The organism is Streptomyces geranii (genome assembly GCF_002954775.1).
Lineage (GTDB): Bacteria > Actinomycetota > Actinomycetes > Streptomycetales > Streptomycetaceae > Streptomyces > Streptomyces geranii.
In genome coordinates, this window is sequence record NZ_PJME01000021.1 from 1 (window position 1) to 12299 (window position 12299).

The following is a 12299-nucleotide window of genomic DNA, read 5'->3' on the forward strand; positions in this document are numbered from 1 at the left end:
AGCGCTTCACACTGAACGCCGTGACCGCGCTGGGCAACAGCCACGACTACCAGCTCGTCGCCGTCAACAGCGGCAAGTGCGTGGACGTCAGCGGCATCTCCACCGCCACCGGCGCCAAGGTCCACCAATGGACCTGTGACACGGGATCCACGCTGACCACCAAGAAGAACCAGATCTGGCGGCTCGCCGGAAAGGACTGAACCACCGACACGAACATCACCTGAACGGGTGTGTACGGACTATGGCCGTGCACACCCGTTCAGAACTCACTGGGCGGATGGCTCAGCACCAGTCGGTGTAGAGACCGAAGTGGGTGATCTTGTCGTTGTAGTCGTTGCCCACGAACTTGAACGTGTAGCCGGGGGGCAGGCAGCGGTGCGCACCCGAGGCGTTCCAGATGTGGCCGTAGTACGGCGTGTTGTTGATGACCGACGAAGCGGTCCGTGAGACGTCGAACGATCTGACGTCCAGCTTCGTCGACAGCGGGACCCCGTTGTCCCACCAGAACGTCTTCTGCCCCTCGAAGTTCGAGTCGGCGAAGAAGCAGAACTGAGCCTGCTTGCAGTCGGACGCCTTGGCCTGGGCGGCGGGCGCGCCGAACCCAAGAACTGTCATGCACATGCCGAATGCGACAACGAGGGGGTACGCGAGCTTCTTCTTCATTGAGGTGCTCTCTGGGTCGGGGCGGATTCCTTGCGGACCTTCGGACGCAGGTCCCGTCACGCGGGACCGATGTCGCGGGGATTCCAGACCATGTCGTCCGTGGTGGCCACGTCACCCGTGACGCGGCGGGTGCTGTAGCTGCAGTTGCTGTTGCGGGTGGTCACCTCGCTCTCCACACGCCAGGTGCGGATGGAGCCCGTGACCGCGACCACTCGCCTGGCGGGCACCGAGATCCGGGCCTGCTGAACACCGCTGATGGTGTGCTCCTCGACAACCGACCTGGAGACGCCGGCCGTGAACGCGCCCTCGAAGAGCTTCCACTCGGTACGGAACTCCTTGCTCGTGGTGCGCTTGTCAATGATCGACCGTTCGATGACCAGCATCTGTGTCTCACTGGTTCCGTTGCGCAGCTCGCCGCTGGCGACGGGGTTGAGGATCTCGCGCTTGCTGATCACCGAGACCCGCTTGAAGCTGCTGCAGTCGGCCGTCGTGGCCGCCTGGGCGGGCACCGCCAGTCCTGTCAGGGCGACGCCGGTGAGAACACCGCCCGTCAGGACCACACGGAGGGCTTTGGGGACGTGGGGGGTCATGGCCTTCATTCATGTCTCCTGAGGAGTCGAAGGATGTGCATACGGGAGTGCGCTCCAGAGCGCTGTGACACGTCGCGGCGTCAGCAGGCCGGGAAGCCGCCGTTCCAGCTGGTCACGATGATTTCGCCGATGTTGTCGTTCACCGGGGCGCGCAGATCGGCCTCGCGGCCGATGCCGACGTAGCAGGCCTGGCCGCCGCCGTACGGCTTGACGTGAATGAAGCGCCCCGTGAAGTTGGTGATGCTCGAACCAGTCGTACGCGTGCGGTAGTTGATGCGGTAGGTGCCGTCCTCAGCAGCGGTCCACACGGCCTGCCCACCGTGGCCCGGGTGCTCGAAGACACAGACCAGACGCAGGCCTTTGCAGTCGTCGTAGGGGGCGGCGGAAGCAGGGGCCGCGGCGAGCCCGACCAGACCGGCCACGGCTATGAAGCCCGCGAGCGCAGTGCGCACCCGCAGTCTCCGCGAACCGCTTCGCGAGATGTGTCCCATGGTCATCGGCCTCAGAAGGTGTAGTCGCAGGTGGAACTGGCGGGCGGATCGATCTCGATGACACTCAGCTTGTCGTCGAAGCCGTCCGGCAGGTCACGGACCGCCTTGCCCCGGCTGATGCAGTAACCCAGGAACTGGTTGGACCCGACGATCCGGATCTTGTACGCGGTTCGGTTGATGACCGAGGTGGTTCCCCGGATCGAACCGGTGAAGCTGTAGTAGCCGGGGCGGCTCTCGGTCCACACCGGCTTTCCTCCGTAGTTGACGTCCTTGAAGGCGCAGACGACGCCGAAGTCGGGGCAGTCGGACACTGCCGCGGCGGACGGCGTCGCCGTACCCGCGATCAGGGCGGCCGCGGCGATGACGGTTCCGGCGGCCGCGGTCAGGGCTCTAGTGGGTCTCACAGAGCTGGCTCCTTTCGATGCCTGGTTGACGTGAGTACTCCAACACGCTGCGAGGCGAGAACCCTTAAAGGAGGATTAAGGGATATCTGACGAGCCATCGGGAAGGACGCGGAACCAGCCGGTCAGGACTGCTCGTCACAGGCCAGCCGGTAGCCGATGCCTCGCACGGTGACGATGAGCGTGCGGGACGAGTCCGTGAGCTTGCGGCGCAGGTTGCAGATGTACGCCTCGACGATGTTCGATTCGCCATTGAAATCGTGGTGCCAGACACAGTCCAGGATCTCCCCCTTCGACACCACCTGACCTGCGCGTTCCATCAGTACGTGGAGGATGTCGAACTCCGTCGCGGTGAGCTGGACATCCTGACCGTGGAGCAGGACTCGCCGGTGGTCCGCCAGAACCTGGAACCCTGGTGGGAGAGGTCTTCGTCCGGGTGCACGAGACACCTCTGGCGACTGCCTGGCCAGCATCACCTCGATACGGAGGGCCAGCTCGCCGGGCGAACAGCCCTCGTGCGCGTGGTCGTCGCCGAGGCTGAGATCCGCGGCCCGGCACGGGCCGTCGACCAGAAAGAGGATGCCGGGCCGGAGTGGCTCACTCCGTAGACCCTGCGCCAGCGTGACAGCGCTGGACGTGCTCCTGGACGACTCGACCGCCAGGAGCACCACATCCGGCGTGCAATCGTGAATCTGCCGCAGCAGGTAGGCATCGTCTCCGGAACGGAGTGCCGCGACCCGCAGGCCCTGAGATCGAAGCTGCCGGCACAAAAGCGTCTCCTGAGAGCGCTTGTGGTGAGCTACGAAGACCAGTGCTGGCTTGTGGCCGCTGGACGTCGAAGCGGGGGTTGTACCCATCTGGTTCACCGGTTCATGTCGAGATGGCCCCGGCGAGACGCCGACAAGGAGAAGGACCGCTCGCGTGGGGGGGCGGGACATTGGGGGACTCAATCGATCGGATCAGCACCACAATGGCGCTCACCGCGCCCAGCGAAGCCGTAACGCTTCAAAGGCGCTTCACAGGATTATCAGACGGGGATCAAAAAAATCTACAGCGAGAATCCGTGAGATCGCCGACCCTGCCGTCTGCCGCTGAGCCGACTTGAGTAAAGACTTCACAAGAGTTCCTCTGGTCGGGGTACTTCACCAGGGCTTGAGGTATCGGACCAGGGACCGGGCGCGGACCCGGTCGACGGAAATTCGCGTGTCGGACACGTACCCGTACGGCTGGCCGCCGGGCGACGTCGCCCGGCGGGCGCAGGGTATTGCCTCGTGCTTTTCGCGAGACTCAAGATGAGTTCGGACGCCCAGAGCTTCGGGTGCCCACTGGACGATATCGAGAGGGAGCGATGGCAGCCCTACCCTCGATGCGGATCCTCTTCTTCATGGGAAGCGGTACAACTCCCCTCAAGCACATGGCCTTGGCCGAACACCGCACTGGTACCGCAGTACCACTTCCGCACCCAACAAAGTCCCCCTTGGCCCCAGGGAGCCCGCCCGATCCGCGCCTAGCTTGGTGCCACGGCCGAGCAGTGGCCGTGACGCGAAGGCGGACCGCCCGTCGATTCGCGCGGACAGATCGGCGCCCTGGAGGACCGGCACCCGTGATCGAAGTACAGCAACTCACCAAGCGCTACGGCGACAAGACAGCCGTCGACAACCTGACCTTCACCGTCCGTCCGGGCCGCGTGACCGGCTTCCTCGGACCCAACGGAGCCGGCAAGTCCACGACCATGCGCATGATCATCGGCCTGGACCGGCCCACCAGCGGAACAGTGACCGTGAACAGCAAGCGGTACGCCCAACACCGCGCGCCCCTGCAGGAGATCGGCTCACTGCTGGAGGCGCGCTCGGTCCACCCCGGCCGGACCGCCCTCGCCCACCTGATGGCCCTCGCCCACACCCACGGCATCCCGCGCCACCGCGTCGACGAGGTCATCGAACTGGCCGGCCTCACGAGCGTGGCCCACAAACGGGCCGGTGCCTTCTCCCTGGGCATGGGCCAGCGGCTCGGCATCGCCGCCGCGCTGCTCGGCGACCCGGAGATCATCATGCTCGACGAGCCGGTCAACGGGCTTGACCCGGAAGGGGTGTTGTGGGTGCGCAACCTGCTGTCCGGGCTCGCCGCGGAAGGCCGTACGGTCATGCTGTCCTCGCATCTGATGAGCGAGACCGCGCTGATCGCCGACCAGCTTGTCGTCATCGGCCGGGGCCGACTGCTCGCCGACACCACGGTCGAGGAGTTCATCCAGCGAGCCGGGGGACGGGGTGTGAAGGTCGCCACCACCGAGCCGGAGCGGTTGCGGGCCGCACTGTCCGGGCCGGAAGTCACCATCACGTCCACCGACGCGCAGGAGCTTGTGGTCGACGGCATGGACTCCCGCCGGATCGGCGTGACGGCCGCGCAGCATGGCATCCCCCTCTACGAACTCACCCCGCAGACCGTCTCCTTGGAGGAGGCGTTCATGGAACTGACCAGCGACGTGGTGGAGTACCAAAGCTCCACCGCCACCACCCTGAAGGCAGCCTGATGACCACCACGACCATCACCTCCCGCCAGGGCGATCGGGCCCCGTACAGGGTCACCGTGTGGCGGGTGCTGCGCTCGGAGTGGAGCAAGTTCTGGTCCGTACGCTCGAGTTGGGTCACCCTCGGCCTGTCCGTGGTCGTCCTGGTCGCGATCGGGACCATCGCGTCGGCGGCCTACAGCCCCGGCACCGCCGACACCGGCGGACCACCCCTCGGCGACAGCCCGGTCGCCCTCGCGCTGACCGGCATGACCTTCGCCGCCCTCGCCGTCGGAGTGCTCGGCGTCCTGGTCTCGGCCGGTGAGTACAGTACGGGCATGATCCGCTCCACGCTGGCGGCCGTACCGAAACGGCTTCCGGTGCTGTGGTCGAAGGGCCTCGTCCTCGGCGTCGTCACGGCCGGCGTGACCGCGGCGGGTGCCCTGGCCGCCTTCCAACTCGGCGGCCTCACCCTCAAGGACACTGACATCACGCTCGCCCTCGGGGACGACGGGGTGCTGCGCGCCCTCACCGGTGCCGGTCTCTACCTGGGGCTGATCGGCGTGTGGGGCGTGGCCCTGGGCGCGCTGCTTCGGTCCACCCCGTCCGGCATCGCCGTGCTGGTGTCCGTGCTGCTCATCGTGCCGGGCCTGACCTCGCTGCTGCCGGACTCGGTGGGCGACGCCGTCACCCCGTACCTGCCCAGCAAGGCCGGCGAGTCGCTGACGGCCCTGCACGGCTCGGCGGATCTGCTCGCCCCCGGTGCCGCTCTGGCCGCGCTCGCCGGATGGGCGGTGCTGACGCTGACCATGGCCGGCGTCCGGCTGACCCGGACCGACGCCTGACCCGAGTGGACGGTACGCAGATGACGAGCAGCACGCCGAGGACTCCGGGTCCGGCCGACCACTCCCCGGCCGGACCCGGGCAGCCCCCGCCCGCGGGCCTTGAGTCGGCCTGGCGGCTCCCCGTGGTGGGCCGCATGCTGCGGGCGCAGGCCCGGGTGCGCCGGATAGACCGGCGGCACCGATGGCTGTTCGACTCGCTGGTCCTGCCGGTCATCGTCGCCGTGACGCTGCTGGACGTGCTGTTCGGTGACGACAGCGGTCCGTTCGAGACCTCGGCGGCGCATGCGGCGCTGCCGGTCGGGCTGCTGGTGGTCGTCACCGCCGTCATGGTCGTACCGCTGTGGTGGCGGCGCCGGAAACCGGCCGTCGTGTTCGGTGTCGTCGCCGCGTTCGCCGTAGTGCCGTGGGCGCTGGATCTATGGCTGCTGGCCGCCGCCTGTCTGCTCGCCGCCCTGCACAACCTGGCGCTGCACGGGCCGCTGCGGATGCTGGGCCGGGCGACGGCGGTGGCGCTCGTCGAGATGTGCCTGGCGGTCTGGTTCCTGCTCCCCACCCAGCAGCCCTGGCTGGGGCTGCTGCTCCTGGTCAGCCAGGTGATCGCCGCGGTCGCCCTGGGGCTGGCGCTGCGTATCCAGCGGGTGTACCTGGCGGCGCTCAAGGAGCGGTCGGCCCGGCTGGAGATCGAGCGGGACCAACGCATGCAGATCACCGCGGCTGCCGAACGCTCCCGGGTGGCCCGGGAGATGCACGACATCGTCGGCCACAACCTCTCCGTCATCGTCGGCCTGGCCGACGGCGCCGCCTCGCTCAGCGCGCACCAAGACGACGACACCTCCGAGGCACTGCGCATGATCGGCGACACGGGCCGGCAGGCGATGGACGAACTCCGCCGAGTCCTGGGGGTGTTGGGTTCACGGCGGCAGGAAGAGCCGCCGCTCGGCCCGCAGCCCGGCCTCGGCGACCTGCATACGCTGCTGTCTCGGGTACGTGCCGCCGGAGTGGCCGTCTCCTACCGCACGGAGGGAGACCTCGCCCCGCTGGGAAGCGGAGTGCAACTGACCGTCTACCGCATCGTGCAGGAAGCGCTGACCAACACCCTCAAGCACGCCGGCCCGGGTACGAAGGCCGAGACGACCGTGGCCGCCGGCCCGGCCGGCATCCGCGTCCGGATCGCCGACACGGGCCCGCCCACGGGGGCGCCGTCGGCGCGCCCCGGCGGCGACGGGTCCGGGCACGGTCTGGTGGGCATCCACCAGCGGTCCGCGATGTACGGCGGTACGGTCACCGCGGGCCCTCGCACCGACCGGCCCGGCTGGCTCCTGGACGTCACGCTGGACGTACCGGAGTCCGAGGCTCCCGGCGAGTCCGCTGCTCTTGCCCCTGCTCCGGCCTCGGCCTCGGGAGGCCAGCCCTCATGACCACCGTCCTGATCGTCGACGACCAGCCCATGCAGCGCTTCGGCTTCCGGATGCTGCTCAGGAGCGCCCCCGGCATGGAGTGCGTCGGCGAGGCCGGACATGGCGCGGAAGCGGTCCGCATGGCCGCCGAACTACGCCCGGACGTCGCCCTGATGGACATCCGCATGCCCGGCATGGACGGCATAGAGGCCACCCGCCGCATCGTCGCCGCCGGCGGCCGCACCCGCGTCCTGATCCTCACCACCTTCGACCTCGACGAGTACGCGCACGCCGGCCTGCGGGCCGGAGCCAGCGGCTTCCTCCTCAAGGACGCCCGCCCTGAGGAACTCATCGCCGGCATCAACGCGGTGGCCACCGGGGACGCGGTGGTGGCCCCCCGCCTCACCCGGCGCCTCCTGGACGCCCACGCCCACCGGCTCTTCTCCCCCGGAACAGCGGCCGACCCTCGCCTGAGCGCGCTCAGCGAACGCGAGCACGAGGTGCTGCTCGCCATCGCCCGGGGCTGGACCAACACCGAGATCGCCGACCGGCTCGTGCTGACGGAATCGACGGTGAAGAAGCACGTCGGCCGGGTTCTCGCCAAACTCGGTGCCCGCGACCGCGTCCAGGCCGTGATCCTGGCATACGACGCCGGCCTGGTCCAGCCGCGGATCGACTGAACTCACCCCCGCACCAACCCCGTTCGCCGTCACTTCCCGCCGGGCCGTGGCGGAGCCATGCCCCTATTCACCCACCGACCCGCAAGGACCTCACATGAGCCTCGCCAGCCACGCTCTGCAACGCCTGCTCCACCTCTCCCCACCCCGCACCCGCCGCCTGACCGTCGAACGCGACCGCCCGGTGACAATGCGGGACGGCACCGTCCTGCTCGCGGACCGGTGGATCCCGAGCCTGGGCGGCGACGGCCTGCCCACCGCCCTGCTCCGCAGCCCATACGGCCGCACCGGCATGATCGCCACCCAGCTCGCCCGCCCGCTCGCCGAGCGCGGCTACCAGGTCGTCGTGCAGTCCACCCGCGGCACTTTCGGCTCCGGCGGCGACTTCGACCCGCTGCGCCGGGAGCGCGAGGACGGCCTCGACACCCTGGACTGGCTGCTCGCCCGGTCCTGGTGCGGCGAGGGGGTCGTCCTGTTCGGCGGCAGCTACCTCGGCTTCGTCCAGTGGGCGGTCGCCGACGCCGTACCGGACCGGGTGCGGGCGATCCTGCCGTCACTGTCAGAATCGGCTTTCACCCTGGAGCAGTTGAGGACCGACGGCTTCTCTCTGGAGGCGCCGTTCGGCTGGGGCGTGCAGGTGGCCGGCCAAGAACGGCAGAGCTCACGGCTGGGACAGTTTCTCGGCGCGGGGAAAGTGCGCCGGGCGATGACGACACTGCCGCTCACGGACGCCGACTCGGCCGTCCTCGGCCACCCGTCGCCCTACTTCCAGAACGTCCTGGCCCATGACGCCGACGCCCCCTTCTGGCAGCCGGCCGACCACCGCGCCCGGGTCTCCGACATCACGGTGCCGGTCAGCACGGTCGGCGGCTGGTACGACATCTTCCTGCCCGGCCAACTCCGCGACTTCCAGGAGCTCCAGAAGGCCGGGAGAAGAACGGCCCGGCTCACCGTCGGCCCGTGGTCCCACATCTCCATGGGCGCGAGCGCGGCGGCGACCGCCGAGGCCCTCGACTTCGCGCTGCCGCTCGCACGCGGCGAGCAGCCGGAGGAGAAAGCCGCCGTACGCCTGTACGTGATGGGCGAGGAGCGGTGGCGGGACTTCGCCTCCTGGCCGCCGCCCGGGTACGAGCCGAAGCGGCTGCGCCTCCACCCCGGCGGGGTGCTGTCCGCGGAGCCGCCCGTCTCCTCGGCAGCGGACGGCTACACCTACGACCCGGCCGACCCGACCCCGGCCGTCGGTGGTGTCCGGATGGCCGTCGGAGTCAGGGCGGGCCGGGTCGACAACCGTCAACTCGAAGCCAGAGAGGACGTGTTGACATACACCACCGAAGCACTGGAACAGGACGCGGAGGTGATCGGCGAGGTGAGCGCCGAGATCTGGTTCAGCTCCTCCCTGCCGTACTCCGATGTCTTCGTCCGCCTGTGCGACGTCGACGAGAAGGGCCGCTCGACCAATGTGTGCGACGGGCTGGTGAGCCTCACCGGCGCCGACACGCTCTCCCGGGCCGAGGTGCGGCTGTGGCCGACGGCGTACCGGTTCCGGCGCGGTCACCGCATCCGCGTCCAGGTCTCCAGCGGCGCCTTCCCGCGCTACAACCGCAACCCCGGCTCCGGCGAGCCGAGGGCGACGGCGACCGCCCTGGTCCCCGCCGACCAGTTGGTCTTCCATGACCCGGACCACCCTTCAGCAGTGGTCCTGCCGGTACGGCGGGGAGACTGACGTGACGTCAGAAGTCGGCGACGGCCTTCGCCTCCTGCCGGATCTCCCGCGCGTCGTCCGGCAGCAGCCAGCCCTGCCGCTCCAGCCGGTTCGCCTCCCGGACGACCTTCTTCACGTAGGACGCCTTACTCCCGTAGAGCGACTTCAACTGCTCCTGCGTGAGAGGCTCCTGGGCTCCCGCGCTGGCACAGATCGAGTAGCGCTGGTCGGTGGAGTTGGCGAAGTAGCGGGCGGTGGGCAGATCGGTATAGGTGGATCGGACACCACCGAGAGGAATGCCGTACGCGTCGAGCTTCGCGGTGCCGTCGGCGTTGCGCTCGAACTGCTGGGAGGGCGGCGGGGTTTCGCGCTTGTCGGACCAGTTCTCCAGACGGGTCAGCGAGGACTGGAAGAACTGGTTGAAGGGGAAGCGGCTGACGTCGTAGTCACAGGCGAAGGGGCCGGTGGTGAGGAAGGACTCCGGAGTCTGACCATAGGCGCGGGCCGCGCGCGGGGCTGCGGTCGAGGCGCCTGCGACCTCGTAGACCCGGTAGCCGGGGCCGTCCGGACGGCGGCGGTTGTCATCCTGGGGGCCGGTGAGGAGCACGACGACCGGGACGTCGAGATCGCGCACCTTCTGGCGTGGATCGTCCTTGGCGACGGCCGGTGCGGTCGAGTTGACCGGCTGGTAGTCGCCTGCGTTCCCGATCAGGTAGCCGTCGAAGATCGGACGGCCGCCGGGCATGCGCAGACGGTCGTGGAAGCCCTCGCCGGTGTACGTCAGCCAGACCGAGGCAGCGAAGGCCCAGCCGTTGGCGTACACCTTCCGAACCCCGTAGCCGTTCAGCGGGTTGTCGGCGGTACGGGTCTTCAGCAGCCGCCCCACCTGGCTGAGGATGTCCCAGTTCTGGCCGAACTCCGGGAGGCTCAGGGCGTCGTAGCGGACCGGGTCGGCCGTCTTCATGCGCTGCGTGGAGGAGGACAACGCATGGGTGAGGACGGTGACCCAGGCATCGCCGTCGGCGAACACCTTGTCGGCGGAGCGGGACAAGCCGTCCAGGCCGGAGGGTCCCGCCTCCAGGTGGACATTGCCGCTGAAGTCTCCGGGGTCCTTGGGCATCCGCACCAGCACCCGGGTCGTGTAGGGGACGTCGGACTCCTTGACGCGTACGTCACCGTCGGCGCCGTGCTCGTACACGTCGGCGGTGCCGGAGACCAGGAGCTCCTCCTCCGTGTAGTTCGCGGGGAGTTGGAGCTTGCCGCTGTAGTCGATGATCGGGTTGTGGTGGAAGGCCTTGCCGTTGCCCTCCGGGGGCGCCGTGACCGCCGTCGGCAGGGCGGCGGCCTTGTACGCGATCGCGCTCGCCACGGCGGACGGCGGCGCCGCCGACGCCGGTGCGGTCGGCAGGCCCACCGTCAGACAGGCCAGCCCGATCACCACGCACACGCTCTTCTTCCTGGACGTTCTCATGTCGTTCCCTTCCTCCAGTCCCCGAGGTCGTTACAAGTCAACACAGACCTGGATAACCGGGGCGTAACCACCGAAGAGGGAGGCACAAGGTGCGCGTCCTGATAGCCGAGGACGAGAGAGTCCTGGCCGACGCGGTCGCCGAATGGCTGCGGCGGAAGGCTTTCGCCGTCGACGTGGTGTACGACGGGGCTCAGGCGCTGGAACATCTCCAGGTGCACGCGTACGACGTCCTCGTGCTGGACCGGGATCTGCCCAGGGTGCACGGCGATGCGGTGTGCCGTGTGGTTGCCGACTCCATGGCCTCGACCCGGGTGCTGATGGTGACCGCTGCCGCGACGGTCGATGACCGGGTCAGCGGACTGGCCCTGGGCGCCGACGACTACCTGCCCAAGCCGTTCGCGCTCACGGAACTGACGGCCCGTGTGCACGCGCTCGCCCGACGCGCCCGGCCCGCCGCTCCCCCGGTACTGGAACGGTCGGGCCTGCGGGTCGATCCCGCCCAGCGGGAGGCCTTCCGGGACGGACAGCGGCTCCGCCTGGCGAACAAGGAGTTCGCCGTCCTCACCGAACTCCTGCTCGCCGAGGGCGCGGTGGTCTCCGCCGAACAACTGCTGGAGAAGGCATGGGACGAGAACATCGACCCGTTCACCAACACCGTCCGCGTCACCGTGATGAAGCTGCGCAAGAAGCTCGGGGAGCCGCAGGTGGTCGAGACAGTGGCCGGCGTCGGATATCGGGTGCGGTGAAGGCCGGTGCTTCAGTAGACAGCTCCGGACACATCCACCACAGCCGAACCGGAAGAACATCAACACCGATACTCAAAGCGAATTGGAGATGTCCTGGCCGTTGGTTGCATGCCTCTTGGACGGTCGCTAACCAGCCGCGGGTGATTCTGGAGTCACTTCCACCGCGGAGGACGCGAAGGGAGTAACCCGTTCCAACCGCAATGGAGTTGCGATGACCAACAAGACCCGCATACGCGCCGCTCTCGTCACAGCCGCTGCCGTCGCCACCGCGGCCACGGTGACCGCCGGTGTCAGCTCGGCCGGCCAAGAAGCCGGTTACTCCGCCAAGCCGACGAAGAAGCAGATCGCCGCTCTGTTCGACGGCTGGAACAAGGCCCTGCAGACGGGCGACCCGAAGAAGGTCGCGGACCGCTACGCCAAGGACGCGGTCCTCCTGCCCACGGTCTCGAACAAGGTCCGCACCGACCGCGCCGGCATCGTCGACTACTTCGAGCACTTCCTCCCGAACAAGCCGGTCGGCAAGAAGGTCCAGACGATCGTCAACGTGCTCGACAGCAACTCCGCGATCGACACCGGCGTCTACGAGTTCGCCCTGACCGACCCGGAGACGGGCGCGAAGCGCGTGGTCGAGGCCCGCTACACCTACGAGTACGAGAAGCGCAACGGGACGTGGCTGATCGTCAACCACCACTCCTCGGCGATGCCCGAGGGCTGATCAGCCACGCGTCTGCCAGGCCCCGACCCGCCGTCGTCCGGCACCAGTTGTCCGAGGACGGCGAGGTCGAAAGTACAGACAGCTCCCGCCCTTGC

At 68.6% G+C, this 12299-nt stretch carries 14 protein-coding genes; 8 read left to right on the plus strand and 6 right to left on the minus strand.

Annotated elements, in window-relative coordinates:
- Nucleotides 1-200, plus strand: a 200-nt coding sequence (locus CW359_RS25655) for an RICIN domain-containing protein (RefSeq protein ID WP_198655385.1), incomplete at its 5' end; no start/stop codon positions are given.
- Nucleotides 201-282: 82 nt separating this feature from the next.
- Here the strand turns inward: CW359_RS25655 and CW359_RS25660 are convergent.
- The 5 genes from CW359_RS25660 to CW359_RS25680 all read right to left on the minus strand — a co-directional run bounded on the left by CW359_RS25660 (nucleotide 283) and on the right by CW359_RS25680 (nucleotide 3002).
- Nucleotides 283-615, minus strand: a complete 333-nt coding sequence (locus CW359_RS25660; RefSeq protein ID WP_157968636.1) for a peptidase inhibitor family I36 protein — start codon at nucleotides 613-615, stop codon at nucleotides 283-285.
- A 104-nt stretch (nucleotides 616-719) separates the two neighbouring features.
- The gene (locus CW359_RS25665; protein ID WP_105972489.1) at nucleotides 720-1262 is read right to left on the minus strand and encodes a hypothetical protein; all 543 of its coding nucleotides are present in this window, start codon (nucleotides 1260-1262) and stop codon (nucleotides 720-722) included.
- Between the two features lie 71 nt (nucleotides 1263-1333).
- Entirely contained in the window at nucleotides 1334-1705 is a 372-nt protein-coding gene (locus CW359_RS25670) for a hypothetical protein (protein ID WP_105972490.1), read from the minus strand.
- A gap of 50 nt (nucleotides 1706-1755) precedes the next feature.
- Complete coding sequence (locus tag CW359_RS25675; RefSeq protein WP_105972491.1) at nucleotides 1756-2148, minus strand: peptidase inhibitor family I36 protein; 393 nt, start codon at nucleotides 2146-2148, stop codon at nucleotides 1756-1758.
- Nucleotides 2149-2270: 122 nt separating this feature from the next.
- Nucleotides 2271-3002, minus strand: coding sequence for a winged helix-turn-helix transcriptional regulator (locus CW359_RS25680; RefSeq protein ID WP_157968637.1), 732 nt, complete (start codon nucleotides 3000-3002; stop codon nucleotides 2271-2273).
- A 746-nt stretch (nucleotides 3003-3748) separates the two neighbouring features.
- Here CW359_RS25680 and CW359_RS25685 point away from each other — a divergent pair.
- The 5 genes from CW359_RS25685 (at nucleotide 3749) to CW359_RS25705 (ending at nucleotide 9293) form a co-directional block, all read left to right on the plus strand.
- The gene (locus tag CW359_RS25685) at nucleotides 3749-4675 is read left to right on the plus strand and encodes an ABC transporter ATP-binding protein (protein ID WP_105972493.1); all 927 of its coding nucleotides are present in this window, start codon (nucleotides 3749-3751) and stop codon (nucleotides 4673-4675) included.
- Nucleotides 4675-5496: a hypothetical protein gene (locus tag CW359_RS25690; protein WP_105972494.1), complete on the plus strand. Its 822-nt coding sequence runs from the start codon at nucleotides 4675-4677 to the stop codon at nucleotides 5494-5496. Before CW359_RS25685 ends, CW359_RS25690 begins: the two co-directional genes overlap by 1 nt.
- Before the next feature lie 20 nt (nucleotides 5497-5516).
- A complete protein-coding gene (locus tag CW359_RS25695) occupies nucleotides 5517-6914 on the plus strand; it encodes a sensor histidine kinase (protein WP_198655386.1) in 1398 nt (465 codons plus the stop codon).
- Nucleotides 6911-7573, plus strand: a complete 663-nt coding sequence (locus CW359_RS25700; RefSeq protein ID WP_105972495.1) for a response regulator — start codon at nucleotides 6911-6913, stop codon at nucleotides 7571-7573. Before CW359_RS25695 ends, CW359_RS25700 begins: the two co-directional genes overlap by 4 nt.
- A 94-nt stretch (nucleotides 7574-7667) precedes the next feature.
- The gene (locus tag CW359_RS25705; protein ID WP_105972496.1) at nucleotides 7668-9293 is read left to right on the plus strand and encodes a CocE/NonD family hydrolase; all 1626 of its coding nucleotides are present in this window, start codon (nucleotides 7668-7670) and stop codon (nucleotides 9291-9293) included.
- Between the two features lie 7 nt (nucleotides 9294-9300).
- On the opposite strand, the gene CW359_RS25710 is transcribed toward CW359_RS25705, so the two are convergent.
- The gene (locus CW359_RS25710) at nucleotides 9301-10743 is read right to left on the minus strand and encodes an alpha/beta hydrolase domain-containing protein (protein ID WP_157968638.1); all 1443 of its coding nucleotides are present in this window, start codon (nucleotides 10741-10743) and stop codon (nucleotides 9301-9303) included.
- Between the two features lie 89 nt (nucleotides 10744-10832).
- Here CW359_RS25710 and CW359_RS25715 point away from each other — a divergent pair, with 89 nt between their 5' ends.
- Together CW359_RS25715 and CW359_RS25720 are read left to right on the plus strand one after the other, a co-directional pair.
- A complete protein-coding gene (locus CW359_RS25715; RefSeq protein WP_105972498.1) occupies nucleotides 10833-11489 on the plus strand; it encodes a response regulator transcription factor in 657 nt (218 codons plus the stop codon).
- 211 nt (nucleotides 11490-11700) lie between these two features.
- Nucleotides 11701-12204, plus strand: coding sequence for an SgcJ/EcaC family oxidoreductase (locus CW359_RS25720; protein ID WP_105972499.1), 504 nt, complete (start codon nucleotides 11701-11703; stop codon nucleotides 12202-12204).
- The last annotated feature ends 95 nt before the right edge of the window (nucleotides 12205-12299 follow it).

Coding starts and splice junctions, on each gene's coding strand:
- CW359_RS25710 (WP_157968638.1), bottom strand. CDS start 10,743: ATGAGAACGTCCAGGAAGAAGAGCGTGTGCGTGGTGATCGGGCTGGCC.
- CW359_RS25695 (WP_198655386.1), top strand. CDS start 5,517: ATGACGAGCAGCACGCCGAGGACTCCGGGTCCGGCCGACCACTCCCCG.
- CW359_RS25705 (WP_105972496.1), top strand. CDS start 7,668: ATGAGCCTCGCCAGCCACGCTCTGCAACGCCTGCTCCACCTCTCCCCA.
- CW359_RS25720 (WP_105972499.1), top strand. CDS start 11,701: ATGACCAACAAGACCCGCATACGCGCCGCTCTCGTCACAGCCGCTGCC.
- CW359_RS25680 (WP_157968637.1), bottom strand. CDS start 3,002: ATGGGTACAACCCCCGCTTCGACGTCCAGCGGCCACAAGCCAGCACTG.
- CW359_RS25665 (WP_105972489.1), bottom strand. CDS start 1,262: ATGAAGGCCATGACCCCCCACGTCCCCAAAGCCCTCCGTGTGGTCCTG.
- CW359_RS25690 (WP_105972494.1), top strand. CDS start 4,675: ATGACCACCACGACCATCACCTCCCGCCAGGGCGATCGGGCCCCGTAC.
- CW359_RS25660 (WP_157968636.1), bottom strand. CDS start 615: ATGACAGTTCTTGGGTTCGGCGCGCCCGCCGCCCAGGCCAAGGCGTCC.
- CW359_RS25700 (WP_105972495.1), top strand. CDS start 6,911: ATGACCACCGTCCTGATCGTCGACGACCAGCCCATGCAGCGCTTCGGC.